The following is a 26,565-nucleotide window of genomic DNA, read 5'->3' as shown; positions in this document are numbered from 1 at the left end:
ATCGAGCTGATCAGCTTCTACAAAGAGAACCCTGGACTGCTCAAGCGGTAACCCTGCGGCCTACGCCGAATGGATACTAACCTTGTGCGAACTGCCGAATTGGTCCAGCACCAAACGCTTGCCGACGTCTCTCGTAGGCGCCAGCGTTGGCAATCCTGGCGGGCTGGACCCGATCCGGGCCGGCTCGTCTTCATCGATGAGACACGGGTCAAGACCAACATGCCATCCATGCGGGACTGGTGCCCCAAAAGGCGCACGCCTGCGCGGCTTCGCCCCGCACGCTCACTGGCTTGCCCTCACATTCCTCGGCGCGCTCCGCCATGACCAACTCACGGCACCCTGCCTCTTCGACGGCCCGTCCAAGGGTGAATGCTTTCGCATCTATGTAGCACCTTCTCCTGCCAACCCTGCGCGAAGGTGACATCGTCATTCTGGACAACCTCGGAAGCCATAAGTCGAAAGCAATCAGGCAGATGATCCAGGCTGCTGGCGCCATGCTCTGGTACCTGCCGCCATACTCGCCCGACCTCAAGCCGATCGAACAGACCTTCTCCAAGATCAAGCATTGGATGAGGCAAGCTCAGAAGCGCACCATCGAGGACACATGGTGCCACATCGGTCACCTCCTCCATGACATCCGGCCGCGCGAATGCGCCAACTACTTCGCCAACGCCGGGTATGTTTCAGTCACAAGGTGAAAGGCTCCAATGGCGCGGGCAGCCGGAACAGCGCCGATAATCTAGCATTCCATGTTTTCATCAGGTACGCTGACGGACACGCGTGATATGACCAGGGACACCGCCTTGGCCCTCGCACGCCCCGCCGACAACCTGGCCCCGCACAAGTGGGATCGTGAGCATCAAATCGGTAGAGGCCGGGCGCCACGAGTTCACGTCACGGAGCGCTCATTCAGATACTATTAGGAGAGAGCACGATCGAGCATCTTGCTCCACACTTCAACTTCCTTGATGAGAACACCCTTGGGCGTACATCGAACGTAGTCTAGGGCTACGAGCTTTGCAGCTTTCCGGCGGACCGTTTCCTTCGGCATTCCGAGAAGCTTGGACAAGTCGATCAGGGCCACCGGTGTAACCTGGATAGCCTTGTTCGAAATCGACGTGCAGAGATAGCCAATCGCAAGAAAGACAAGGAGCTCGTCGGGTGTTAGGCCGAATCGCTTTCGGGGTGACGAAAAGAGGCGCAACAGCCGAGCGATCTTTTCCCGACTCTGCAGAATATCCGTACGCTCGAGGACAGTTCGATCGTTGCATTCCGATGCCGAATTTGGGGCGACCAGATCGAGATCCCTCAAAGCGCCAGACGGCCTGCTTGACCTCACGGCGTCCGGCGACAGCTCGTCAACAGAGTCAGCTTTAGCGCCCGAAGCGCGATCGCGGCCTGATCGCGACAAGACGTCATTTGGGAACATCTGCTCTCCTTCATCAACAAGGTTTCAGTGTCCTCCACTACGATCAATATTTTTGATCGAATCGGCGATCGCTTTGACATCACCAAGAGCAATCGGAAGCGCGGTTGAGATTGGTGCGTTAGACGCCCGTCCGCCGAGGTACGCGCTGAGAACTGCGGGGTTATGACGGAGATTATCGGCCGTGTCCTCTCCCGCGATGGCCCCGTTCTCGATAAGATAGCCGCGATCCGCTATTTTTAGGCTGAGCTTGGCGTTTTGCTCCACGAGCAGGATGCCGTAGCCACTTTCGGCAATCGTCTTCAGTGATCGGAACAGCTCCTTGGAGAGGAGTGGTGAGAGCCCTAGCGAGGGCTCATCCAGCATCAAGATGTCGGGCCTGGACATGAGAGCGCGGCTGATTGCAACCATTTGCTGTTCACCGCCGGACATTGTGCGCACCTGCTGGCGTTTGCGCTCAGCAAGGCGTGGAAAAAGGCCGAAAATGAGCTGGAGGGTCGATTGTTTCGTTCCCCGGGCGCGCTTCGCGAAGGCGCCAAGCGCGAGATTTTCCTCTACCGACAAGTCACCAAACACGCCACGCCCTTCTGGCACAAGGGCGATGCCTTGTTCGACGATGCGATGAGCTTCCAGCCCTGAAATCGCGCGGCCGTTCATGCGGACCTGGGTTCCTGGCTCGGACGGCACGATCCCGGCAACTGCCTTCAGAAGGGTCGACTTCCCTGCGCCATTCGCTCCAAGCATGACGGAGATTTCGCCCTTCTCAACACGCAGCGAGACGCCCTGAAGGGCGATGTGTCTACCGTACCGGACGCCGAGATTACTGACCTCAAGCATCGTCATCTCCAAGGTATGCGCGGATGACATCCGGGTCTGCCAAAACGTTTGAAGCGGTACCGTCAGCAATCTTAACACCGGAGCTCATGACGACGCAGCGGCTGCAGAGCGTTCGAATGGCGTCCATCACATGCTCAACCATGATGATGGTTCTTCCTTCACGACTAATCTCACCGATGAGATCAATACCAATGAGGAGTTCGGACGGATTAAGCCCAGCAAGCCATTCGTCGAGCAGCAGAAGCCGCGGATCCGCAGCGAGCGCGCGTGCCAATTCGACCCGCTTCTGGTCGATATATGTCATGGTCGAGACAGGGGCGTTCTCACGTCCGGTCAGGCCGACCCGCTCGAGGAGCGCGCCTGCAAGTGTGTGCGCACGCGCACCCCAGGTGCGGTCACCGACAAATGCGGTGCCGGCAATAACATTCTCGATCGCAGTCATCGACGGAAGTACGCGCACCAATTGGAACGTGCGCGCGATGCCTTCCTTTGCGATCCTCTCAGGAGCAAGACCGGAAATCTGGTTACGGCCCAGCCTAATTTCCCCGGATGTTGGCCGAAGTGCCCCCGAAATCAGGTTGAGCATCGTTGTCTTGCCAGAACCGTTAGGACCTATGAGCCCAATGAGCTCGCCCTCGGAGACGTCGAAGCTCACATCGTTGACGGCAACAAGCCCGCCGAATGCCTTTCGCATGCGGACAACACTGAGGAGGGCTGGCTTCATGCTCTTCCCTCGATCTTTCCGCAGCCCGGCGCATCAACACCTGTCCCGAGACTCCGTCGAAGCCGCTCCCGCAAACATTCAATGCGGCCAGTGACGCCACTGGGAAGGACATAAACGATCGCCAGGAATGCAATTCCCACAACGATTAAGCTCTCGTTCGGGAAGCGAGCGGCGATGAGTTCCATCACGACGGTAAATGGGACGACGCCCACAAGGGGGCCCCATAGGCGACGAGTGCCGCCGAGCAGCGCCATAATCACCACCATGAAAGAGATCATCGGGTTGAATGCGGCCTGCGGCTCGATATAGGCGTAGCGCGGTGCCATGATAGCACCTGCAATGCCTGCGAACGCGCCCGAGATCATGAATAACACAATCTTGGCGCGTGCGGTCGCGATGCCTACGTGACGCGCCACCGTCTCGTCGTCGCCGATGATACGCAACGCGAAACCAAGCCGAGAACGGTTGATAAGCCATCCGACGCTGAAAGTTGCGGCGGTGAGGGCAAGCAACATCCAATATAGATCGCCCTCTGTGAAATCAGTGAATACGTATAGTCCCATCTTGTGAGCGAAGCGTGACTGCGACCATGAGACGATCTGCCTAATGAGTTCGGTGAGCCCAAGGGTAAAGATTACAAAGTAGACACCAGACAATCTGAGCGTGGCCGCGCCTATAAGTGCGGCCAGCGCCGCCGAGGCTAGAGCAGCTATGGCGATCAGTACAACGAAAGGCAGAGCATCAAGCCAAAGCGCGACCGAGTATGTGCCGATGCCAAAGAATGCCGCGCTGGCCAGCGATACGAAGCGGGTTGGCCCCGAGAAAAGAGACCACGCGGTCGACAGAGCGGCATAAAGAACCAGGTTGACTCCAAACGAAAGATAGAAGCCTTCGGTCAATAGCGGCAGCAACGAAAGCAACGCAAGTGCGACGCCCCCGCAGATAAGGCCCAACATCTCGTCACGGTGAATGCCGGTCATGCCGCACCCCTCCTCAATATGCCCTGCGGCCTAAACAACAGCACCAGAATAAACAGGGCGTAGGTGGCAGCGAGCGTCAGTCCCGGATCGATCAGACTGGCAACGGCTGTCTCTGATAAACCGAGGATGAACGCGGCGAGCGTCGCTCCGCGGATGTCGCCGACGCCTCCCATAATCACGATGATTAGTGCCTTCATCGTGAAGAGGACGCCCATCGATGCGTTGAATGTGTAAAAGGTGGACAGCAACGTGCCTCCGCATGCCGTGAGAGCACCACCAAGCGCGAAGGAAAAGCCTGCCGTTCTGGAAACGTCGATGGCGACGAGCTGGGCTGAAGCGGGATCGACGGCGATGGCACGCACCGCTGCGCCTTGCCTTGTATGGTAGAGAAAAAGGTAGAGCAAGGACGAGACGAGCACGCCAGCAACGAAGGCCACCACACGGTTCAGTGCGTAAGGGGTGCCCAGGATCGAGAATGGCTCGGCCAGGAATTTGTAATTGAAATAGGCACCCCCGAAAGTCAGCAACATAAGCCCCTGAAACAAGAACAATAGACCGAAAGTCGCGAGAATCGAATCGACCTCGAGCATGCCGCGGTTTTTTGCCCGGCGCACAAGCGGCCGCAGCAACCACGCGTAAATCAACCAGTTCAGCACAAGCGCGGCCGGCGCGATTATTACCATGCCAAGGATCGGGTTTACGCCCAGGCGCGAGAATAGCCAAAAGGCAACAAAGCACGCTGCAACGAGCGTCTCGCCGTTGGCGAGATTCATGATGCGTGCTGCACCGTATTGGAGCGTGAGACCTAGCGCGATCAGCGCATAGGTACCGCCAAGCAGAGTACCTGTTACTAAAATTTGCATGTTGGGATCCTGAAACATCAGCGAGAGGTTGGCGCGGGGGCATCCGCGCCAACCTCGGTATTCGGATCAGTTCCAGGCCGGCTTTTTGACCGGTTCCTTCGCGCCTTCGACGCTTAGGCCGTTAACGCCCTGAAATACGCCGCCCCTCCACTGGCCGACTGTCCAGAGCTTCTTCACGACATTGTCTTCGAAGGAGACTTTGCCGATCACTGTGTCAAACGTACCGGACTTGATAGCCTTGACGACGGCTGCTCGCTCTTTCCCCGCCTTCTCGATCGCCTGCGCGAGCACCTCAAGGGATGCATAAACGACCGCGCCAGCCCAATAGTCCGTGTCTTGGCCCGTTACCTTCTTATGGCTCTCGCGATAGCTCTTGTAAGCTTGGTCGTCCGGATTGATGCCGCCCATCGACAGGATGCCTTCGGCCTGTTTGCCGAACCGCTGGCCATAGCCGGTAAGTGCGCCGCCGACCCCGACGTAGAAAGCATTGACGTCAAAGGCTTGAATTTGCGCCTGCTCGGTGAGCGCGAAGCTGTCGGGCGGATAAGAATATGCGACAAAGGCGTCCGGCTTGGCCGCCTTGGCACCGCTTATGACGGGCGACAAATCCTGCGTTCCGATCGGATACGATGTTTCGTATACAATGTCGAAGCCGGCTTCCTTGAAGGCGGGTTTCGCGGAGTCAATCATTTCTAGCCCAAGCGCTTCCGCAACATAGGCAAGCGCCACCTTGTTGCCGACCTGGCCCTTGTCGCGCAGGGTTTTGAGCGTGCCGACGATTCCTGTAGACAGGTCCGAGGCCTTTCCGAGCAACCAAAATGAGTTTGGCCATTGCTTGATGAAAGCCCTCAGGTCATTGGCATTGCCCGTGGCTACCAACTGCGGATAGCCGTAACGCGCGATCAGAGGCGCCGTAGCGAGGTTGATCCCCGTCGTGTACGGCGAGATGATGAAGTCGACCTTGTCTACCGTTGCGAGCCGTTGAATATTCTTGACGGCCTCCTCGGGGCTGCTCTTGTCATCGTATTCAACGAGATCGATTTTCAACTGCTTGCCGTCGACCTTGATGCCGCCCTTCTGGTTCAGATCGTGCACCCAAAGCTGCACGTTCGGCCAATACACGGCTGCTGCGCCACCGGACTGAACACCCGTTTTTGGGGCGCTCACACCAATTTTCAGCGTCTCCTCGGCGCTTGCGATCCCTCCCGCCGTGCCGAACACCACAGCCGAGATTAGCAGGGCATTGAACGTTCGCCTGAGCATCGTCTCCTCCTCCGTTGCGCACAACCCGGCAGGATCCAGACGCCCGGCCAGCGCCCCCGGCCCCCGGAAATTCCTCCCACGGTATTGTGTTTCGACATTTATTGTTATTTTCGAAATTCGTCCAGGTCAAGCCTCTCGGTGAGTTTCCAACGGCTTTAGGGCTCAACCAGATAGTTGCTAAATCCCCCGTTGCCGGTGCCAACGCTCGAGATCGCGGCATTGATGTCCCCGAGCGAATAGACCTCGTGCTCTAGGATCGACATGTCCACGATGCGCGAGGCCATCATTTGGGCCAACTCGCATCCCTCGGCCGTGGTGAACCATACTGAGCCGATCAGGGTCATCTGCTCGTCCATCAGCCATTTGAGATCGATTGGCAGCTTCCCGGCGGTCCCACCGATGTTGATGATTGTGCCGCCGCGGCGCACGCCATGCATCGCATCGTCAAAGGCCTCGAGCGAAGCGACGGCTCCGAGCGTATCGAGCATGACATCACACCCACGCCCGTCGGTCCGTGATTTCACCCAATCGGCGACAGAACCACTTTCGGTCGAGAAGATTTCGATGCGCTCCGGTGCAAGCGCTTTGACGCGCTCCAGAAGGGCCATGTTTCGTCCGGTGCCGTATATTCGCGCCGCGCCACGTCCTAGCGCGATAAGCGTCGCACCCAGCCCGAGCGTGCCCGAGATTCCATTGATCAGGAGCGATCTACCTGCAAGGCTGCCCGCCTTCTTCAAGGCGGAGTAGGCCGTGCCCCAGTATCCGAGCCGCGTCGCCTCTCTGAACGAAACGTTGTCGGGAAGCTTGACGATCGAATACTGCGGCGCCGACATGAATTCGCAGAAGCCGCCCTGAGGGTACTGATCGTAGAGGACCTGCGATTCCTTCTGAAATCCGAAGTAGCCGTTGAACGTCATATAGCGGCACTGTGTGCGCTGACCCGTCAGGCACGACTGACAGCAACCACAGGACCGAACAGGGCTGACATAGACGCGGTCGCCAGGCTCGATCCCAATGACTTTCTTCCCGACCTCGCAGACGACGCCGGCGGGATCCAAGCCAAAGATCGCAGGTAGGCTTGGCAGCGGCATGTGAGGATACCAGGTCGGCCAGTTGGCAAGCACGTTGCCGAGGTTCGGGACCATTCCGCAGGCTTTGACCTCAACGACCACGTCTGTGGTGTCCGCGACTGGTCGCGCGATTTGATCGAGCCGCATGGTCCGGCCGACTTCATGCATGCGAGCTGCACGCATCATTACCGTCATCTCGATCCTCCCTGCGGGCGATCCTATCGCCGCGCAAATATACTCATTGGAATTAAAATACCACGCGGTATGTGAAATTGTCAAGGGTGCGGCCGAGGGGATATCTGCGAGGCCGAAACACCGTTCCGAGACGAACGGATTGGCTCGGCGTCACCACGGCGTTTTCGCTGAAGATCGGGCTCATGCCCCGCGCGACCACGCTGGACAGAACGGCCGGAATTGCGTGTAGCCGAGGCGGTTCAGACCGCCGGCTTGGGTAGCTTCGCGATCGCGCAGGCCGCGCGTAGCGTGTTCACAAGCAGGCAGACAACGGTCATCTGACCGACGCCGCCCGGCACCGGCGTGATCGCGCCGGCGACCCCGAGCGCTTCCTGATAGGCGACATCGCCGACGAGGCGGGCCTTGCCGACGTCGTTGGCGATACGGTTGATGCCGACGTCGATTACGGTCGCGCCCGGCTTCAGCCAGTCGCCACGCACCATCTCCGCCTTGCCGACGGTCGTATAGTGGCAGCAAGGTCTTGCCGAGATCGATGCGGTTTCCCCGGCGATCGGACCCGGCTTTCCCGTCAACCTTCGGAGCTGGACAACGACTTCAATCCGAGATGACCCGTGCGTTTCGTCATCTTTCTCGTCCCAATGCCTATTGAGGGGACGATAGCCAAGCGACGTCCGGCGCTCAATTCCATCGGGCCTCATCGAATTCTTGCATGACCTGTGCTAGACTCGACACCAACGGGACCGTACCCCGGGGAGCACGTTGATGTCGGCCAATTCCGCCCTCGATCCCATCGACTTCGGAGCGCTACGCACCCTTGTCCTGGTTTTCGATCTGCGATCGTTCTCGGCCGCGGCCGAACGGCTCGACGTCAACCAGTCCACGATCAGCTACACTGTCGAGCGCCTGCGGAGCGCATTTCGTGATCCCCTTTTCGTCCGCCAGGGCAATGGCGTCGCGGCGACCGAGCGGTGCGCGACACTCGTCGACTGGGCGCGCGAAACCCTCGGCGAGGTCGAGGCCCTTGCTTCGCCAACTGAATTCGACCCTGCCGTCGCCACGGGTACAGTGGCGATTTCCTGCAACCATCACGAACGGCAAACCCTGTTTCCGCAGTTCAGCATCCGCTTCCGGACCGCAGCGCCGTACGCCAAGCTCGTACTGCTGGACGCGGCCGGTCACGGCAACGTCCACCTCAAGCAGAACGAATGCGACATCGTCATTGGACCGGTAGGGATTATCGGCGACAATTTTTATCGCCGTCATATCCTCACCGATCACTATGTGTGCGTGATGGATCGGGCCAATCCTCTCGCGCGCGGCCGGATTAGCTTGTCAGCCTATTGCAAGGCTGAGCACGTCTTCGTCACGCATAACGGCGAATGGCAGCCGCTCTATATCGATGTCCTCAAGGCCAAGGGCATCGTGCTGGAGCCGGCGGTCACGCTACCTAGCCATGATTGTCTGGAGCGCATTATTCCCGGGACGCCGCTCATCGCAGCCATCCCGCACCATCTGGCCCGCGCAATGCAGGGCCGTCTGCACATCGTGCCCCTGCCCTTTCGCGTGCCGATCAGCATCGACATGTACTGGAGCGCAAGAACCGCCAAGTCGGGTCTCCACAAATGGGCACGCGGTCTCCTGGCCGAAGTGGCCAAGGAGAGCGCTGCCTGAGCGGTCGACGCTCGCAAAGCGATAAAGCGACAAGGTCACTCAATCTGAATGCCCGCCTTGGCGACGATCCGGCCCCAGTTGTCGGAGTCCTGCTTCAAGAATGCAGTGAATTCGTCCGGCGTCCCGCCGCGCGGAATCTGCAAGAACTCTTTGACTTTCTTCCGGAAGTCATCGCCCGTCGTGATCGTCTGGAGCGCGGATGACAAGCGGCTGGTGATCTCCGGCGGCGTACCGGCGCGCGCAAAGATTCCGTTCCAGGAGTAGAGGGGCACGCCCAATCGGGCTTCCTCGAATGTACGCACATCTGGAAGTTCTTCCAGCCGTTGACGAGTCGAGACGACGAGCGGACGCAACGCGCCGGATTGAATGTGAGGGATAATCGTGGCTGTCACGTCCAGCGAGCAGTCGAGGCGACCGCCCAGGAGATCATTCAGGCCGCCGTCCTTGTAGGGCACATGGACCATCTTGGCGTCGGCGGTCTGAAGTATTTGGAGCATGGCCACGTGATTGGCAGAGCCGAGCCCATATGACGGATAGGTGAGCTTGTCCGCGTCCGTCTTCGCTCCCTGCAGCAATTCCTCGACCGTGCGGTACGGCGAGTCGGCGCGCACGACGAGCACGAACGGCACGTCAAGCAGGTGGATGATCGGCGTGAAGTCCGACGGCTTGTAAGGCACGGACTTGAAGAGATGCGGATTGAGCATCACCGAGAGGAGACCGTAGAGTAACGTATTGCCGTCGGCTGGAGCGGCCGCGGCCGCCTGGTAGCCGATGTTGGAGCTCGCACCGGGTCGATTGTCCACCCACACGGCCTGCCCCAGCTCCGCATGGAGTTTTTCGGCAATGAAACGCGCCATGGTATCGGCCGACGTGCCGGCCGGCAGCGTCATGACAAGGCGGATGGGTCGATCGGGCCAACTGTCCTTAGCGAAGGCGCCGGCGCCGCTGAGCACCGCGGGAGCTGCAAGAAGAGAGCGCAGAACAGCGCGACGCGAGTATTCGCGGAGTATCGATTTCACGTGTGTTCCTCCTGTTGGGTCGCGGCATTGTTCTGCTCGTTCTTTTGTTCAAGAAATGGGTAGTCGGTGTACCCGCGGTGATCTGGCGAATAGAGCTCGTCCCGGTTCAGCGGGTTCATACGCGCACCGATCTTCAGACGACGCGGGAGATCGGGATTGGCGATGAAGAGTCTGCCGAAGGAAATCAGATCTGCGTGTATTGCGAGTGCGCGCTCGGCCTGCGCGCGAGTGGTGAAGCCGTTGTTAGCAATGTAGAGGCCGGAAAAGCGTCGACGCAGCCCCGGATAGTTGAGTTCGTGCGTGGCCGGCGCAGTCGTCGTTGAGCCCTCCACCACATCCACATAGGCGATACCCAACTCACTCAACATCTCGAACGCGGTGACGAGTTGTTGCACCGGTTCGGATTCATGCAGGTGGTAGATAGTAGGATTGGTGGGAGAAAGTCTCACACCGACACGTTCTCGGCCCCAGATCCCGCAGACGGCTTCCGCCACTTCGATGAGGAGCCGACACCGGTTTTGCGCCGAGCCGCCATAAGCATCAGTACGCCGGTTCGCCGAGTCGCGAAGAAATTGGTCGAGCAGGAAGCCGTTGCCGGCGTGCAATTGGACGCCGTCGAAGCCAGCCGAAAGCGCGTTCCGCGCGGCCGCTCGGTATTCCTCCACAATGCCGGCGATTTCTTCAGCCGATAACTCGTGCGGCACCATGAGTGGTTTGCGGCCTTCCGCTGTGCGAATGGTGCCGGGCGGTAGAACGGCTGATGGCCCTACCGGCAGAACGCCGCCGGGTTGCGTCAACGGGTGGGAGTTGCGCCCGCAATGCCAGAGCTGCGAGAATATCCGTCCACCCGCTCCATGCACCGCATCGGTAACAAGACGCCAACCAGCGACCTGAGCTTGAGTGTAAATGCCGGGCGTGTTCGGCCAGCCCACACCACGAGCGGAGATGGCGGTGGACTCGGTGACTACGAGCCCCGCCGTCGCCCGTTGCGCGTAGTAGCTGGCGTTGAGAGCGGTCGGAATCCCGCCAGGCGAACGGTCGCGCGACATCGAGGACATGACAATTCGGCTGGAGAGCCGCAGCGCCCCAAATGACACGGGATCGAACAGGCCTTTGCCCATGGCTCCCTCGTCTATGACCGATCAGCACGCTGCGCCAGCATTCCGGATCGCACTGTACAAGCGTCCGGTGACCGCTGGCAAGTATTTTCGAAATATTTTATATTTGCGTAATTATGCGGATTCTTGGCTGAGCGAAATCGCAAGCGGAAGCAACCCGAACCGGCAAATCCAGCTTTTGGCGACGGGACCCCCGCGAGCATCATTCTCAAGCAGGCTTGGGTGCGGTACCTCGAGGCGCATCTGATCTGGAAAGACCGCAGCGAAAGGTCATCGACGGCTACCGCGAGCACGTCGAGCGAAGAATGGCCCCTTGCGGCAAAACGCTCTTCGGCATCACAGCAGCCAATGAGCGCAAAAAGCCATATCGCCGGGCCGTCGCGCCGCCGCCTGGCGCGGCGCCTGTAAGCTCTCCGTACGATCTTGGCTTCTGATCGGCCGAACAGCGCCGCCGCACGATCGTCAATTCGACAACGAATTGGGGTGCCCTCTCGACCCTTTGATGGCTTAGCAGTGAATGCACGGCGAGCAGACACGGCGCCGGGCGGTTTCTTGCCCAGGCGATGAGGTCACGAGACAGTCGATCGGTACCTCCTGCAACGGATTCCCCACATAGGCGCCGTCAATGCCATGATGCTTACTGTCCGTATGGTCATTCCTCACTTTTGTGCTTTGCCGGCACCCGAAATCCCCAGAGGCCGCCGCCGAGGATCGGTCCGGCCTTGTCGAGCACCAGCGGACTTCTGGAGAACCGGATCGGCGTGCGTAATCCCGGCAAACCTTCTGGCTCGATTTTCATGTCTCGGGAGCGGACCTGCGGATCAGCGATAGCTTCTTTGACAGTATTGATGGGGCCGCCAGGCACCCCAGCGCCCTCTAGCGCGGCAATGAGGTCCTGCTTGGTGCGCAGACGCGTCCTCTCGGAGAAAATCTCCGCAAGCATCTTGCGGTTGCCGACGCGGGCAGGATTGGTGGCGTAGGCGGGATCGGCGGCAAGCGTCTCAAGTTCAAGTACAGTGCAGAGGTTGGCGAACTGGCGGTCATTGCCGCAGGCGATGATAATATGACCGTCGGCAGCTGGAAACACTTGGTAAGGCACGATGTTGGGATGCGCGTTTCCGAGCCGGCAGGGCACCGTGCCGCTGGCGAGAAAATTCATCGCCTGATTGGCCAGAACGGCCACCCCCACGTCGAGAAGCGAAAGATCGACATGCTGTCCACGACCAGAGCGCTCGCGCTCCGCAAGAGCCGCCTGAATGCCTATGACCCCATAGAGGCCGGTAAAGATGTCAATCCAGGCCACACCGACTTTTTGCGGTTCCCCGTCCGGCTCCCCGGTAAGATCCATGATGCCGCACAGGCCTTGGATAAGAAAATCGTAGCCGGGATTCTGCGCGCGTGGACCGTCTTGGCCGAAGCCCGTCACGGATGCATAGACGAGGCGTGGGTTAACAACTGACAGACTCTCGTAATCCAGTCCGAACTTCCTGAGGCCACCGACCTTGAAATTCTCAATCACCACGTCCGCTTGAACGATAAGGGCTTTCACACGCGCTAGATCCTCGATCTCCGAGAAATCGCAGGTCACTGAGGTTTTGCCGCGGTTGGCTGAATGGAAATAGGCGGCGACCCTCTCTGTGCCGCCCTTCCTGTCAGAGCGCTCGATGAAGGGCGGTCCCCAACTCCGTGTATCGTCACCGCTCGGGCTTTCGACCTTTATGACCTCCGCGCCGAGGTCAGCAAGCGTCTGGCCGATCCACGGCCCGGCGAGAATCCGGGCCAATTCAACAACCTTCAACCCTGCAAGCGGGGCTCCTTTTGCAGCGGTCATCAGAAGAAGGCCTGAATGCCGGTCTGGGCGCGGCCGAGGATCAGTGCATGAACATCGTGCGTGCCCTCGTAAGTGTTGACGGTTTCGAGATTCTGCGCATGGCGCATGACGTGGTATTCGATCTGGATGCCGTTTCCGCCGTGCATGTCGCGCGCCTGCCGGGCGATATCTAGGGCCTTACCGCAGTTATTTCGCTTGACGATAGAAACCATCTCTGGCGCAAACTTATGCTCGTCCATCAATCGGCCGACGCGCAGGGATGCCAGCAGGCCCAACGTGATCTCGGTTTGCATATCGGCGAGCTTCTTCTGGTAGAGCTGCATGCCGGCAAGCGGCTTGTTAAACTGCTTACGATCGAGTCCGTATTGGCGAGCACGGTGCCAGCAATCTTCCGCTGCACCCAACACGCCCCAAGAGATTCCATAACGAGCGCGGTTAAGACAGCTGAAGGGGCCCTGCAGGCCTGAAACATTCGGCAGCAGGGCTTCCTCACCGACTTCGACTCCGTCCATGACGATTTCGCCGGTGATCGAGGCACGCAGCGACAGCTTGCCGCCGATCTTCGGAGCGGATAGGCCCTTCAGACCCTTTTCCAAGACGAAACCGCGAATTTGGTTGTCGTGTGCTGCGGATTTCGCCCATACGATGAACACGTCGGCAATCGGCGCATTCGTGATCCACATTTTGGAGCCGCGCAGGCGATAGCCGCCCTCGATCTTTTCAGCGCGGGTTTTCATGCCGCCCGGATCGGAGCCCGCATCTGGCTCGGTAAGGCCGAAACAACCGATCAGTTCTCCGGAAATTAGGCCGGGGAGGTACTTCCGCCGCTGCTCCTCGGAGCCGTATGCCTGGATCGGATAGATGACCAGCGACGACTGCACGCTCATCATCGAGCGATAGCCGGAGTCGACACGTTCGACCTCTCGGCCGACCAGTCCGTAGGACACGTAGCCAGCGCCCGCCGCACCATACTCGGCGGGGGCAGTGATGCCTAGCAGACCGGTCTGGCCCATCAGCCGAAAGAGGACCGGATCGGCCTGCTCTTCAAGGTAAGCTTTCTCGATGCGCGGAAGCAGTTCTTCCTTGGCGAAGGCCGCCGCGGTGTCGCGGATCATGCGTTCTTCGTCGGTCAACTGATCTTCTAGGAAAAAGGGATCGCTCCAGCTAAAGGGGACACGTTTTCCAGAATCCTGGGCAGAACCGGTAACAGTTGCGGACACGGGGCCTCCTTGAAAAGTCATTGATCCGAGAGGCCTATGTATCTAATGCTTGGGATGCAATTGGATAACGGTGTTTAAGCGTAAATTCATGCATTGGATGCATAGGCATACATGCGTCAGCGTCGGTTCCTCCCGTCCCTCAGTCTTCTGGCCGCTTTTGAGTCAGTTCTACGAACGGGATCGACATCTGCTGCCGCACGCGAACTCGATTTGACGCAAGGTACTGTCAGCCGTCTTGTGCAAAATCTTGAATCCCAACTCGGCCGCCCGCTGTTCGAGCGCCACCGGCAAAAGCTCATTCCCACGGAAGCAGCCCACGCATATGGGCGGGACGTGTCCCGCGCACTTGATCTCATCCAGCGCGCAAGCATGGAACTGGTCGCGAATCCCGGCGGAGGCACCCTTTCCTTGGCTATCCTTCCAGCTTTCGGAACGCGTTGGCTTGCGCCGCGGCTTGGAGCGTTCCTGATCAAACACCCAGGCATCACGATCAACCTCGCAACACGGCTGAAGCGATTCAACTTTGCTGCTGAAGGTTTCGATGCTGCGATTCACTTCGGGACCGACGACTGGCGCGATGCCGGCCACATGAAGCTGTTTGAGGAGCGGTTGACCGCTTGCATTTCGCGAGAGCTTTTTGCGCAGCACCCAATTCGTAGCGCTGACGATATGGCTGGCTTGCCCCTCCTGCAACTCGAGACAAGGCCATCTGCCTGGCCGATTTGGTTTGCCGCCCAGGGTTCGGAAGCCGCTACTGTAACAGGAATGCTCTTCGATCAATTTGCTACCATGACGCAGGCCGCAATTTCCGGTCTCGGGGTGGCGCTACTTCCAGAGTATCTCGCAAGTGCTGAGATTGCAGAAGGACGGCTATTACCTGTGCTAGAGCAATCAGTGCCAGGTGCTGGATCGTACTGGCTCGTCTGGCCACAGGCACGCCAGAACTTTCCACCGCTGGAAACGTTCCGTTCCTGGTTGAAAAATGAAATTTCGGGCTAATCCTGCGTTGAGGCTATCTTCATTTCCCATGCGTGGATATCCGTGATGGCGAGACGCCCGCATAAGTCAGCTCCGCCTGCTTTGCAGCGTGTGCGAACGCCTTACTACACCACCGTCGCGGCTCCTCAGGAGCACGTTGCGGAGCTCACGCTGGCACGCTTGGCGACCTTCGCCTGACGCGCCTGGTAGCGGGACATCGGAAAGCTCGCGGGCTCATCTCCGTGTCGTGCCGTGCTGGACCTGCCGTCAGGTGGCATCCGCGCCGTCTATCCGGCCGCGCGCTTCCGGCAGCCGAAAGTCACAGCATTTATTGCGATGCTGTCGCAGTAAGCCAAGCGCTCGGCATGAGCGTCATATTGGTCACAGCAGGCTGCGCGTGCTGTTACCTGCCAAGGATGCCTGCGGCAAGTTCGCCGACATCACGGCCGGAGTGTTGGTATCGCCGGCGACGAGACGCGGCACGATCGAGCGCGTGCGGCGTGAGGCCTCTGGGCCAGATCCCAGGATGCCTGGCAGTTGGGCATCACCTAATCGGGGGCCCAAGCACGCGGTCGTTAGTCGATGCACAACTTTCGTTTCGACAGACTCCAGCGCTCGCTAGTTGGCGGGCTGCGCCTGAACAGGCCCCGCCAAGAAGAATAGCTCGGAAGCTGCTCGTGTGAAGCCTGTATCAAACCCAAGCGCTTTCGCTCGAACTCGGACCCCAGTCCGGCTTCCACCTAGAGATATTTCCAGCGCGCCGCCTTGATCTCCCCATTGCACACGTCGCGCAGCCTGTTTGTAATACCGACTGAAAACCGAAATCTCGATCCAATTCGTAGATGGAGCGGCGTACGATCACCGCACCATCATAAGCTCCGGTAGACGAAGCGTTAGAACTTCACCGACACGCCCGCGCTGGCTGATTTTTCTGTGCAGCTGTTTGTGCTAACGCCAGTTGCCGCGACCGTGCAGGTTCCGGGAGTGGCGTTGCTGTCGAGGCCATACTTGTTCTGCCAATAACGATAGGCGACCCAGAGGTCGACAAAGTGACTGTACTTCGGACCAATGAAGGCCTTTCCGGCATCGAACGTCAAGCGGATCGGCTCGCTGTTCAACTCGATCTTGCTGGCAGTGCTGAGACGACCGGCGCCGGACAGCGCAGGCAGGGTGTTGATATCGCGCTTGGGTCCGGTCGCCGAAACGCGGCCGCTAATCGCGAAGTACCTTACGCTTTCAGGGAGGAAACCTAGATCCAAGTAATAGTTGGTCTCGATCCTCCATGTGGGCGGAAATTCTCTATTTCCATCCGCGAGGCAAGTTGCGCCGGGAACGCCGGGATTGAAGAGACCGCACTGAAGAAACGACTTGTGGCTTGCTATTCCCTTGACGACGAGCGGCGCCACGTTGAAATAGCCCTTATACGGCAGATCGAAGGCGAATTGCAGACCACCGACGACGTTGTTTGTCGTGGGTGCAAAATAGCTATTTGCCGTACCGAGATCGAAGCCAACCTCGAACGAGACATTGCGCAGCGGTCCCATCTTGAAGGCGTTCGTATTGAATATCTCATTCCAACCGAACGTGCTGCGTTCCAAGCCATAGAACTCCGTCACGCCGGCGCAGGCTCCTGTCACTCCGAACGGGAGGGTGCCGGTGGGCTGGCAAGGAGACGCCGGATCGTTATGGCCTGATTTCAACGTATCGATGTTGAAGAAGTTCGTGCCGTAAGCCCAAATATCGAAATGGGTGAACGAATAGACCTGCTTGGCGGTCTTTCCGTTAATGGTCCCGTTTGGCTGCGTGCTGTAAGCGCCCGGATCCGTCGCCGTAAATTGGTACGAATAGGTGAGCCTGTTGTCATTCACCGAGAAAAACGGTGGATCAGCCGGGAGCGTTGGCCTTGCCTTGGCTGGCAGTGGAGTTTGTTCATCTGCGGCCTTGGCGATCGATGAAAAAGCAATCAAAGCAACCGCAAGCGACATTCGGGTCGCAAGTCTCGAAGTTAGCATGTTTGGTCCCCCTTTTAAAAAAAAATGAGTTGCCCCCCGGGCATACTCGACAGGTTGGATAGAACGCGACCTGGCGTCGGAAGTGATCACCCCAGTCCGGGGGCCACATCCATGTCGGTCGAGTTCAACCTACGGACAGAAATCTCTGACTGCCCGGAATCTCGATTTTGCCAATACGACTACGAGCAAGACCTCTTCGATGAAGAGCGCCTCGCACGCCTGACGTATTTCAACTTCCCATGCGGGTGCTCTCCCGCAGGACATCGTCCTGACGGCAATCGTCGCTGTGTTTTATTTCTGAAGGCGGTGCCGACTAACTAGATCACCGAGTACGAGCGGCGGAACATCTCCCCTATGTGCTCAGCAGCGGTGCAAGTGACAAAGCGTCGGGGATTCTCTGGTGTGACGCAGGTCGGGATCGCTTCGATGATCGCGTCCGGATTAGGAGAATAAAAGAAAGGGATCGAATATCGATCCTTACGGCTCGTGTTATTGTTTACCCTGTGCATGTTCGAGTTGTAGGTCCCGTTGGTCCAACGCGCCATCAGGTCCCCAAGGTTGATGACGAAAGTCTCTGGGACGGGCGAGGCCGTAATCCATTCATTGTCGGCATTGCGCACCTCCAGTCCGCCTACGTCGTCTTGAGCCAGAATGGTGATGCCGCCCCAATCGGTATGGGCTCCCGCCCCGATCTGATTGAAGCTTGCTGCAGACGGCTGCGGGGGATATTTGATCATTCGCAGCGTAGCGGAAGGAACGTTGTAGAAGGTCTCGAACCATCCCTCGTCAAGATCCAGTGAAAGTGCCATCAGCGCCAGTATTCTGTCGCCGAGCACGCAAACCGCTTTGCGATAAGCAAGATTCTGCTCGCGAAATCCCGGCAAGTCGGGCCATTGATTATGTCCGAAAGTGCGCACGCGACGCTGATGCCAGGGATGCGTGTCGGGTAGCTCAGCGCCAGAGTAGAAGCTCTCCTTCAAATCCGGCGGCCCCTTGGAGCCTTTATCATCCTGGCTATCGAGAACCTGGCCACCGACAGGTTCATAACCGGCGCTGGCGGGAGAATTCTTCATGTGCAACGCCATTTTCTGCTCGATCGGCAAATCGAAAAAGGCCCTGGCAGCGTCGAATTGATTCCTGACGAGCTGCAAGGGAATGCCGTGGCCCGCGACATAGAAGAAGCCCGTTTCGCGGCAGGCCCGATGGATTTCGGCGGCCGCCTTGAGCCTGCCGGCTTCGGTCCAGTCGCTGATGTTGATGACCGGGATGGACGTCGCTGCCTTGGGTGGGGAATAGAGCAACATACTCTGCGTCCTTGCTTTAGGTTTGAACCGCTGGTTGTTCGAGGTTTTCGGCGTGAAGAATCCCCCGCCTCTCGAAGCAGTCTCTGATATCGACCATCGCCTGATGAAATTGTGTATGCAGATGGGCGTCCGCCCACTTGCGCGGCCTCGGGAGATCGATCTTGACCTCGAGATCGATGCGACCCGGACGAGGTGAGAGCACGATCACGCGATCAGCCAGGAAGATCGCTTCGTCGATGCCGTGAGTGATGAACACCACGGTATTTCCCAAGCGCATCCATAGCGCCTGAAGATCCGATACCATCTGCTCCCGCGTGAGTGCGTCCAAGGCTCCAAAGGGCTCATCCATCAAAAGGAGGCCCGGTCTCTGAATGATCGCGCGACAGATGGCCGCGCGCTGGCGCATCCCTCCTGAAAGCTCAAAAGGCAATTTGGAGGCAAAGCCACTCAAACCCACTTGAACCAGCAGCTCATCTGCCACCGACCGATATTTGTTGAGATCGAGGCCCTTTATCTCGATTGGAAGAAGAACATTGCCGAGTATGGTCCGCCAAGGCAGTAGATAATCGGATTGAAAGACCACGCCGGCGCGCGGATGGGGACCGGTCAAGGCTTCATCATCGACTCGCAATATCCCGGTCGAAGGGCGCTCGAGGCCGGCAATCATCGAGAGAAGCGTGCTCTTGCCGCATCCGCTAGGCCCGACGATCGCGACAAATTCGCCGGGCTCGATGCGAAGGTCGATTTCGCTGAGCGCGCTGAGCTCTTCACCAGCCGCTGATTCGAAGCTCTTGGACAATTTCTGCAATTGAACGGACACTCCGCTTTCGAAGCATGTTTCCATCACCAAAGCTCCTGCGATGCCAGCGCTCATCGGCTTGGCCTCCGTCCTGTCATCAATGCCCGTTCAGCTGCAAGAAGCAGCAGGTAGAGACCGACGCCCAGGACGGCGATCGAGATCACGGCAGCAAAGTTGAGCGTCGTATCGAAATTTGAGTTCGCCTGGAGTTGGATGTAACCCAAGCCCCTTTCCGAAGCGACGTATTCACCGAGAACGGCACCAATAACGGCGAGGGTCAGAGCTACCTTCATGCTTCCGAAGATGGCTGGCAGAGCGGCCGGCAATCTTATCTTCGTAAAAATCTGCAGCTCCGACGCCCCCATCGACCGTGCGAGATCAGCATATCCCCGGTCGATGCTCTTAAATGCCACGACGGTAGCGACCATGACCGCAAAGAACGAGATGAAGAAGGACAAGAAAAGCTTTGGTCCCCAGCCATAGCCAAAGTAGAGCACGATCAGAGGAGCCAATGCGATTTTAGGGATGGTCTGGAAAGCGATCAGAATCGGATAGAGGGCCACCTCCAGCAGGCGCGAGTAGAAAATCGTGAGCGCGATCGCCACACCCACCACGACAGCTAACGTGAAGCCTCCAACAACTTCGATCGCAGTGACAGCGGCATGCGTCAGGAGCAAGGGGCAATCTGCGATCATCCGCTTAAGAATGAGCGAAGGCTGGGGCAACACGAATTCGCTGATGCCCGAATAGCGCGCGACAAGCTCCCAAATGAGGATCAGGATTGCGCCGAGGACCGGGGCCGCGGCGCGTTCGAAGATCACGGTCCTTCTGCGTCGTCGCAAGCGTGACGAACGGGCCAACTCTTCTTTGCTCGGTTGCATCTTGAAAGCTGCTTGTTTGAGACCATCTGCCAAAGACATGTCGACCTCCGCGTTCGATCGGATCGTCATTGAGGCTGCGCCAGGAGACTATTCGTGTAATACCTGTCCAGCGGCTTGACGGCCTGAATCTCTCCCACCTCCCTGAGCAAATCGAGTGCCCGTTGGAGCGAGGCCGGGTCGATCCAACCGAGCGGCTTTCCCGCCATTTGAGGAATGGCATGTGCCGTCTCGATCACTTGCTTTTCCACGATCTCGTAGGATGGCGGCGCCGCCCAATTCTTGAGAAGCTCCATGGTCGCGGCGCGTGGGTTGTCTTTGATGACCCCCATCCCCTCGTTCAAGGCCGCAAGGAATCTCGAGATCTTTTCGGGTTCTCGAGTGAGCTTTGCTTCGCTCGTGACGACGGACAGGCCCGGAAGGATCAGCCCATTTTCCGACAAATTCAGAATGACGAGAGATTGCTTTGCTTGCTGCTCGAGCAGCGGAGCGTCAACGTTGAGATATGTACCTATCACATCGACATTCCTGGAGAGGAACTGACTGTTGCGGGCTTCGATGCCAACCGAGACTTTGCTGATCTTCTCGCAGTCGACGTTGTTGATCTTGCAGAAGGCCGGCAAGTAGGTGGCGACGGTATCGCCGGGCGCGACGATGAAGCTCTTTCCCTCCAGGTCAGACGGTTTGCGGACCGGCTTGTCCGAGAATGACAAAATCCCCAGCGGCGTTTTTGGATGATAGAGCGCAACGATCCTGATCGGCATTCCCTTCGAGATCGCCGTCAGTGCGAATGCTGCCGGCAGGACCACGACATCCTCCTTGTCCTGAAGCAGGCCACCCAAGGCAGCCGACGCGCCGGCGCCTTCGCCGAGCGAAACGTCAAGTCCGTGCTTCCGGAAGAGGCCTTGTTCCTTTGCTACATAGAAGGCGGCATATTCGCCTTTCAGCTTCCACGAATACCTTACGTTCACGGCCTCCGACGAATATGCTGTTGCCATCCCGATCAGCAACGCAGTTGCGCCCATGGCCATTCTCCGGAGCATATTCATCTCTCGTTCCCCTGTGATCATTGTCTCGGATTTGCTTCCGGGGACGTTGCAGGCATGAAGATGCACAGGAAGGCTGTCGCCTCAAAGCATTTTGATTCGTGCGATCCGTTGCCTTTCGGGCAATGCCGCTTTCATATGCAGATGTGTCTGCGCTCGCGCACGTGGACGAGCCTGCGAGCCGGTCGCGGCGGAAGTCCGGGTTAACACCGCTAATCTGAATGCGATTTCGCGTTTTCCAACTCGGCCGATGCCGGTTTCAGGAGCAATCCGTTGCTGAAGCTACGTGCAGAGCGGAGGTAACCTGAAGACCCTCTGCGTGCGGGCGACCAAGCAGCCGAGAAGTAGCACCGGTCAGAACTTATCGGTGCAGCAGGCGCAACCGCGCATGCTTTTGCTCCGTTGACGATATGTCCTGCTTCGCGCTGTCAGCCGGGTTGGCCGCAGCAATGATTGATCTGGACTGTGCGTAAATCAGAGCTTGGTCGGAGCGCTGCGATTCGTTCGAACATAACGGGAGAGAGACTGGTCTTGGCGCAAGGGATTAAACGCAGGGCCAGCTGGCTACTTGGCGGCGGTCCTATCGACACTGCTGTTCTACCAAAGACAGAACGACCTGCTTCCTCGAGAGGCCCCAAACTAACAGACTAAGAAGAAGCTTCCGGCGCGTTGACGAGCGGGCTCATGGCCTCGCGCTGACGAAGCTCCGCATCTTACCCGGATTGAGCAGGCCATGCGGATCGACCTCATGCTTGAAGCCGAGCTGATCCGCATCGGCGCGCTTGTAGCGGCTGCCGTCCTCGATGGTGAAGACGTGCGGATTGGCAATGAAGACGCCGCGCTCCTCGTGCAACCTGATGATCTCGTTCAGGCGATCCGCATCGGTGTAGCGTATTACCGGCAGGCTGCTGCATGTGACGCGACCGCCGAAGCGAATGAACTCGAGGTGCTGCATAACCTCATCCGGAAACAGTTCGCGGATCTCAGCAACTTTTTCCAGGACACGATCATGCGGGTAGAGGCATTGCAGATAGGTCACGGAACGATCGCTCTTGAGAACCTGCAGCGTGGTGTGGTTCCAGCAATATTCGTAGAGTGGGACGCGGCTCGGACTCTCGTCGGTCGGCATCTCGAGCGTGATCGTGCCGCGGCCGCCGAGAAGCGACCTGAAGCTTTCCATCGACGGTTCGGCGATCATGGCCATGAGCACGCTTTTGCCTTCTGGGCAGTACGGCTTCAACGCTCCGAAATAGGAGGGCAACGGCCAGGCGACCGGCGAGAGAACTTTCTTTACAATCCCGTCGGCCAGCGCGGCCTCATATCCGAACGCGGCGGCCTCGATGAAGTCGTCGAAGGCGACCACGACGTCGATCCATTTCCATGCCGGCGCAAGCGGCATTTCCAGCGCAGTGATGATACCGGTGGTGCCGTAGGCGCGGTTGACCTTTTGCGCCGCATCTCCGCGCAATTTGATCACGCGCGGCTCCTCTTCGAGGGTCACGATCCGCGCCGCCAGAATGTTGCCCGGCTCCCTCAGCCCTCCATAGGTGACGGAGCCGATCCCTCCCGATCCGCCGGCGACGAAACCGCCGATCGTCGCCATGCGCTTGGTCGATGGATGCAACCGCAGCTCCCATCCTTCCGGCTGCGCGGCCGCATCGATCACATTCATTTTCGCGCCCGCACCGACTCGGACGATACCGTGCTTGATCCATTCGATGCCGTCGAGGCCCGAGATATCGAGGAGCACACCGCCCTCGAGCGGCACAGCCTGCCCGTAATTACCGGTGCCGCCTCCCCGCACGGTGAGCGGCACCCGGCGGCGGGCGCAAGCAGCTGCTATCCTAACGACGTCGTCCTCATTGCGCGGCAACACGATCAGATCGGCCGACTTGCCGTCAAGCTGCTCATTCAGGATGGGGCTGTACCAGAAGAAATCGCGCGACCTCCGCCGCACGACCTTCTGCTCGGTGACGACAGGAATGTCGCCGAGATCAGCCACAAGCCGGTCTAGAGCGTCGCGTGCAAGATCGGTCACGCTCGGTCTCCCTTCGCAGCGCCGCGCGCGAGTTCGGCAGCGACAGCCTCTGAGCCGACAACGAAGCCAAAACACTGGTTGACGTTGTAGATGGTTGCGGCCATGCAATAGTCGGGCGATGTCGTGGCGGCGCAGTCCTCCAGCAACAGGCAATCATAGCCGCGGAAATTCGCATCCTGGAGCGTGCAGAGCACGCATTGATCGGCATTCACCCCCGCGAATATCAGCGTGGTCAGACCGAGATTGCGCAAAATGCTGTCGAGCTCGGTGTCCTGAAATCCGGACATCCGGTACTTCGCGACATGGATGTCGGCAGGTTCGACCGGAAGCTCATCGACAATTGCGGCCGACCAGCTGCCCCGCTCCAGCACCTTCGCGCCCGAGCCTGGCAGTGCGTCCCCCAGACCAATGCCGGCGCCGCTCGGATTGTACACGTGCAGCAGGGACGGACTGAGATTGAGCCGGTCGGGCCGATTGCCCCAGTTAAGCCAGATGACCGGAACGGAAGCTCGGCGCAGCACGGGCAGCAAGCGGCGCAGCGGTGCAATCGGGCGCCGCGCCGGCGCGACGTCGACGCCGATATGGGCGAGCCACCCTTTGGGGTGACAGAAATCGTTCTGCATGTCGACGATCACGATCGCAGTGCGCGCGAGGTCGAACTTGACCAGCTTGCGCTGCGCCTGGACGATCACGGGCTGCGGCAGCACCGGTTGGCGGACCAGATCGGCCCGCCCTTCTGACACCAACCAGCTGTTCGAGCCGCTCGATCCGAGCGGCAGCAAGCCTTCGTCGTCGAGAGCAGGATCGGGCGATACCGCGTCCATCGCTCAGAGCCCTTGCAGAACGCTGATGTCTTCGGCGTCGAGCTCGACCGGCTCGCCGCTGCGGATCAACTCGGAAAAGCCCTCGTTCGGCGTCATCACGGTGAGCGTATAGAGCTTGCCTGCCCCAGTGTTCTCGATGACGTGCTCCGAGCCCGGGTGCAGCAGAAGCGAGTCCCCTTTCGTGATCGGCAGGGTCTTGCCATCGCAGCGCGCCACACCGACGCCGTGCAGCACATGAAAGAACTCGTGCGCGGCGGCATGCTCGTTAGGCGGCGTTGCGCCGCCGGGCCTGAAGATCTCGATGACGAAGATGTTTCCGATCTGGTCCGTAACCGGGTCAAACAGGACCGCGAAATAATTGGTGTCCTTCGGCGAAATTCGGAAAGCTTTCGCACGCGAGAGCTCGGCAATGCTGAACGACATATAATGAATCCCTTGGGCATCGTGCCTGTCATCACCGATTTCGCATGCTACGACATCGCCTCAAAGCGCTTTAATTCGACAGACCCGTTGCCTTTTCGGCAACGAGCCGCCATTTTGTTGCAAATTTCGTAGGTGGTAAGGATGCTTCACAGCCGGCTGCTGAACTATATCGATGAGGTTGCCCGCACAGGCTCGATCCGCAAGGCCGCGGACCGTCTGAACGTCGCGGCGTCCGCCATCAGCCGGCAGATCGTTGCGCTCGAAACCCAGCTGGGAACGCCGATATTCCAGCGTCTCCCGAAGAAGTTGATCCTCACCGCGGCGGGCGAGGTCCTGATCGGCCATGTCCGCCAAACGCTCAAGGAGTTGACCCGAGCGCAGGTCAAGATCGAGGAGTTGAAGGGTCTGCGGCGCGGCGAGATCACGGTCGCGATGATGAGTGGCCTCGCCTCGAACCTTGTCCCGAACACGGTCCAGGAGTTTCGAATTGCCAATCCGAGGGTCAAGCTCAACCTGACGCTATTCAATACCGGAGCCGAGATTCAGCTCGCTGTTGCCAATGGCGAAGCCGACCTCGGCATCGGTTTCGACTTCGGCAAGGACAGCAATCTCAAGGTCTTGGCGCGTGGTATTGGACGGCTCGGGGCGGTCATGTCACCCAATCATCCCCTTGCAAAGCAGGCCAGTGTACGCCTCAGCGATTGCACCGATTACCCGCTGATCATCGCCGATATCACCAGCGCGATCCGTCCCTATCTCGATGCAGCCTTCGTCCGCGTAGCGATCGACCTGCACCCAGCGATCGAGACCAACTCGATAGAGATCATGCGGCATGCCGTCAGCCTGAACGATGGCATTACCTTCCTGACGCCGTTCGACGTCGAATCGGAGCGGCGCGCCGGCCGGCTGACTTATGTGACCATTCGCGAGCTCTCCCACGATACTCAATCGCTGATGTTGATCGGCCATATCCGCGGGACCAGCGCCATCGCGAGCGTTTTGGCAGAGATGCTGAAAGCCATGATCAGGGACGTTGCCGGTTGAGGGATCGCCCGATGGAAGCTGTGATGGCGTGTTGCCGAATGGGCAACAGAACAGACGAAATTTAGCACTTTTCATGTCGCGACCGATATCTGACATTGGTGAGTGAGAGCACAACCATCTCCGCGTCCAAGCAGAAGGCGACTGAAATGAAGCTAAAATCGCACTGGTGGTGGGACTTTTCTGCCGAGGATTTTCGTCACCTCGACATGGAGAAGATCGTCGCTGTGCTTCCGGTGGGCGCCGTCGAGCAGCACGGGCCGCATCTGCCTGTCCGAGTCGACACGGCCATCGTTGACGGCATCATGCAGCATGCGGCTGCGCGAATGACCGACGAGTTTCCGGCACTGATCCTGCCGACGATGTCGATCGGGAAATCAAACGAGCACTCCGCATTCCCCGGCACGTTGACCCTGTCGGCGGAAACGCTCGGGCGTGTCTGGTACGAGGTCTGCGAGAGCGTTCACAGGACCGGAGTTCGCAAGGTCCTCTTCGTCAACTCCCATGGCGGTCAACCGCAGGTCATGGAGATCGTCTGCCGCGAACTTCGCATCACGCTTGGCATGCTGGCGGTCTCGTCGCAATGGTCGCGCTTCACGGATCTGTCGGACCTTTTCAGCCCGACCGAGCGTAGGCACGGAATCCACGCGGGTGAAATCGAAACCAGCGCGATGCTTTATCTGCATCGCGGCCTGGTCGACATGACTCTTGCCGAGGATTTCCGGTCGCTTTCTCATACCCTAGAGAAAGAATGTGAAATCCTGATGCCGGAGAGCCATGCGGTTGGATTCGGCTGGCAGATGCAGGACATCAATCCCAAGGGTGCCTGCGGCAATGCCGCCCTTGCTGACGACAGGCGCGGCCAGCAGGCGATCGACCGTGCGGCCGACCGGCTGATCAAGCTGATCTCCGAAATCGACGCGTATCCGCTCTCTCGCATCAGGGCGACCGCCGATTTCGCGTGGGCTGCCCTGTAGCGGCCCACGACTTTCAGGCCATCCACAT

General features: G+C 58.9%; 23 protein-coding genes and 2 pseudogenes. 5 read left to right on the top strand and 20 right to left on the bottom strand.

Features of this window, described 5'->3' with window-relative positions:
- Window positions 1–111 precede the first annotated feature (111 nt).
- Window positions 112–698, top strand: a pseudogene (locus JQ604_RS41505) (IS630 family transposase); the annotation flags it as partial.
- A gap of 221 nt (window positions 699–919) precedes the next feature.
- On the opposite strand, the gene JQ604_RS08320 reads toward JQ604_RS41505, so the two are convergent.
- From JQ604_RS08320 to JQ604_RS08285, 8 genes and pseudogenes are all read right to left on the bottom strand, one after another.
- Window positions 920–1,429: a hypothetical protein gene (locus JQ604_RS08320; protein ID WP_212355218.1), complete on the bottom strand. Its 510-nt coding sequence runs from the start codon at window positions 1,427–1,429 to the stop codon at window positions 920–922.
- Between the two features lie 24 nt (window positions 1,430–1,453).
- Window positions 1,454–2,263, bottom strand: coding sequence for an ABC transporter ATP-binding protein (locus JQ604_RS08315; protein WP_212355216.1), 810 nt, complete (start codon window positions 2,261–2,263; stop codon window positions 1,454–1,456).
- On the bottom strand, window positions 2,256–2,987 hold the full coding sequence (locus JQ604_RS08310) for an ABC transporter ATP-binding protein (RefSeq protein WP_212355214.1): 732 nt from the start codon (window positions 2,985–2,987) through the stop codon (window positions 2,256–2,258). The genes JQ604_RS08315 and JQ604_RS08310 overlap by 8 nt, the downstream gene beginning before the upstream one ends.
- Window positions 2,984–3,967, bottom strand: a complete 984-nt coding sequence (locus tag JQ604_RS08305) for a branched-chain amino acid ABC transporter permease (RefSeq protein ID WP_212355212.1) — start codon at window positions 3,965–3,967, stop codon at window positions 2,984–2,986. The genes JQ604_RS08310 and JQ604_RS08305 overlap by 4 nt, the downstream gene beginning before the upstream one ends.
- On the bottom strand, window positions 3,964–4,830 hold the full coding sequence (locus JQ604_RS08300; RefSeq protein WP_212355210.1) for a branched-chain amino acid ABC transporter permease: 867 nt from the start codon (window positions 4,828–4,830) through the stop codon (window positions 3,964–3,966). The genes JQ604_RS08305 and JQ604_RS08300 overlap by 4 nt, the downstream gene beginning before the upstream one ends.
- Before the next feature lie 66 nt (window positions 4,831–4,896).
- Window positions 4,897–6,093, bottom strand: a complete 1,197-nt coding sequence (locus JQ604_RS08295; protein WP_212355208.1) for an amino acid ABC transporter substrate-binding protein — start codon at window positions 6,091–6,093, stop codon at window positions 4,897–4,899.
- Between the two features lie 155 nt (window positions 6,094–6,248).
- Window positions 6,249–7,358: an alcohol dehydrogenase catalytic domain-containing protein gene (locus tag JQ604_RS08290; protein WP_212355206.1), complete on the bottom strand. Its 1,110-nt coding sequence runs from the start codon at window positions 7,356–7,358 to the stop codon at window positions 6,249–6,251.
- 239 nt (window positions 7,359–7,597) lie between these two features.
- Window positions 7,598–7,864 (bottom strand): annotated as a pseudogene (locus tag JQ604_RS08285) (bifunctional methylenetetrahydrofolate dehydrogenase/methenyltetrahydrofolate cyclohydrolase); the annotation flags it as partial.
- 256 nt (window positions 7,865–8,120) lie between these two features.
- On the opposite strand from JQ604_RS08285, the gene JQ604_RS08280 reads away from it, so the two are divergent.
- Window positions 8,121–9,029 carry a LysR family transcriptional regulator gene (locus JQ604_RS08280; protein ID WP_212355204.1) on the top strand — a complete coding sequence of 303 codons (909 nt, stop codon included), beginning with the start codon at window positions 8,121–8,123 and terminating at the stop codon, window positions 9,027–9,029.
- Window positions 9,030–9,064: 35 nt separating this feature from the next.
- On the opposite strand, the gene JQ604_RS08275 is transcribed toward JQ604_RS08280, so the two are convergent.
- From JQ604_RS08275 to JQ604_RS08260, 4 genes are all read right to left on the bottom strand, one after another.
- The gene (locus tag JQ604_RS08275) at window positions 9,065–10,048 is read right to left on the bottom strand and encodes a Bug family tripartite tricarboxylate transporter substrate binding protein (RefSeq protein WP_212355202.1); all 984 of its coding nucleotides are present in this window, start codon (window positions 10,046–10,048) and stop codon (window positions 9,065–9,067) included.
- Complete coding sequence (locus JQ604_RS08270; RefSeq protein WP_212355200.1) at window positions 10,045–11,169, bottom strand: alkene reductase; 1,125 nt, start codon at window positions 11,167–11,169, stop codon at window positions 10,045–10,047. The genes JQ604_RS08275 and JQ604_RS08270 overlap by 4 nt, the downstream gene beginning before the upstream one ends.
- A 649-nt stretch (window positions 11,170–11,818) precedes the next feature.
- Window positions 11,819–12,997, bottom strand: a complete 1,179-nt coding sequence (locus JQ604_RS08265; protein WP_212355198.1) for a CaiB/BaiF CoA transferase family protein — start codon at window positions 12,995–12,997, stop codon at window positions 11,819–11,821.
- Window positions 12,997–14,217 carry an acyl-CoA dehydrogenase gene (locus tag JQ604_RS08260; RefSeq protein WP_349631072.1) on the bottom strand — a complete coding sequence of 407 codons (1,221 nt, stop codon included), beginning with the start codon at window positions 14,215–14,217 and terminating at the stop codon, window positions 12,997–12,999. The genes JQ604_RS08265 and JQ604_RS08260 overlap by 1 nt, the downstream gene beginning before the upstream one ends.
- Window positions 14,218–14,328: 111 nt before the next feature.
- Here JQ604_RS08260 and JQ604_RS08255 point away from each other — a divergent pair, with 111 nt between their 5' ends.
- Window positions 14,329–15,216, top strand: a complete 888-nt coding sequence (locus JQ604_RS08255; protein ID WP_212355194.1) for a LysR family transcriptional regulator — start codon at window positions 14,329–14,331, stop codon at window positions 15,214–15,216.
- A gap of 872 nt (window positions 15,217–16,088) precedes the next feature.
- On the opposite strand, the gene JQ604_RS08250 is transcribed toward JQ604_RS08255, so the two are convergent.
- The 8 genes from JQ604_RS08250 to JQ604_RS08215 form a co-directional block, all read right to left on the bottom strand.
- The gene (locus JQ604_RS08250; protein WP_249158113.1) at window positions 16,089–17,180 is read right to left on the bottom strand and encodes a hypothetical protein; all 1,092 of its coding nucleotides are present in this window, start codon (window positions 17,178–17,180) and stop codon (window positions 16,089–16,091) included.
- Between the two features lie 344 nt (window positions 17,181–17,524).
- Window positions 17,525–18,511, bottom strand: a complete 987-nt coding sequence (locus tag JQ604_RS08245) for an isopenicillin N synthase family dioxygenase (protein WP_212355191.1) — start codon at window positions 18,509–18,511, stop codon at window positions 17,525–17,527.
- Between the two features lie 16 nt (window positions 18,512–18,527).
- The gene (locus JQ604_RS08240; RefSeq protein WP_249158112.1) at window positions 18,528–19,385 is read right to left on the bottom strand and encodes an ABC transporter ATP-binding protein; all 858 of its coding nucleotides are present in this window, start codon (window positions 19,383–19,385) and stop codon (window positions 18,528–18,530) included.
- Window positions 19,382–20,230, bottom strand: a complete 849-nt coding sequence (locus tag JQ604_RS08235) for an ABC transporter permease (RefSeq protein WP_249158111.1) — start codon at window positions 20,228–20,230, stop codon at window positions 19,382–19,384. The genes JQ604_RS08240 and JQ604_RS08235 overlap by 4 nt, the downstream gene beginning before the upstream one ends.
- Window positions 20,231–20,256: 26 nt before the next feature.
- Window positions 20,257–21,213: an ABC transporter substrate-binding protein gene (locus JQ604_RS08230; RefSeq protein ID WP_249158110.1), complete on the bottom strand. Its 957-nt coding sequence runs from the start codon at window positions 21,211–21,213 to the stop codon at window positions 20,257–20,259.
- A 703-nt stretch (window positions 21,214–21,916) separates the two neighbouring features.
- Entirely contained in the window at window positions 21,917–23,272 is a 1,356-nt protein-coding gene (locus JQ604_RS08225) for an FAD-binding oxidoreductase (RefSeq protein ID WP_212355274.1), read from the bottom strand.
- Window positions 23,269–24,096, bottom strand: coding sequence for a cysteine hydrolase family protein (locus tag JQ604_RS08220; RefSeq protein ID WP_212355189.1), 828 nt, complete (start codon window positions 24,094–24,096; stop codon window positions 23,269–23,271). The genes JQ604_RS08225 and JQ604_RS08220 overlap by 4 nt, the downstream gene beginning before the upstream one ends.
- Window positions 24,097–24,099: 3 nt before the next feature.
- Window positions 24,100–24,519: a cupin domain-containing protein gene (locus JQ604_RS08215; protein WP_212355187.1), complete on the bottom strand. Its 420-nt coding sequence runs from the start codon at window positions 24,517–24,519 to the stop codon at window positions 24,100–24,102.
- 141 nt (window positions 24,520–24,660) lie between these two features.
- Here JQ604_RS08215 and JQ604_RS08210 point away from each other — a divergent pair, with 141 nt between their 5' ends.
- A complete protein-coding gene (locus tag JQ604_RS08210) occupies window positions 24,661–25,563 on the top strand; it encodes a LysR family transcriptional regulator (RefSeq protein WP_212355185.1) in 903 nt (300 codons plus the stop codon).
- Window positions 25,564–25,709: 146 nt separating this feature from the next.
- Window positions 25,710–26,537: a creatininase family protein gene (locus JQ604_RS08205; protein WP_212355183.1), complete on the top strand. Its 828-nt coding sequence runs from the start codon at window positions 25,710–25,712 to the stop codon at window positions 26,535–26,537.
- The last annotated feature ends 28 nt before the right edge of the window (window positions 26,538–26,565 follow it).

It is taken from the genome of Bradyrhizobium jicamae (genome assembly GCF_018130695.1).
In the GTDB taxonomy this organism is placed as follows: domain Bacteria; phylum Pseudomonadota; class Alphaproteobacteria; order Rhizobiales; family Xanthobacteraceae; genus Bradyrhizobium; species Bradyrhizobium jicamae_B.
This window is presented reverse-complemented; position numbering and strand designations above follow the sequence as displayed.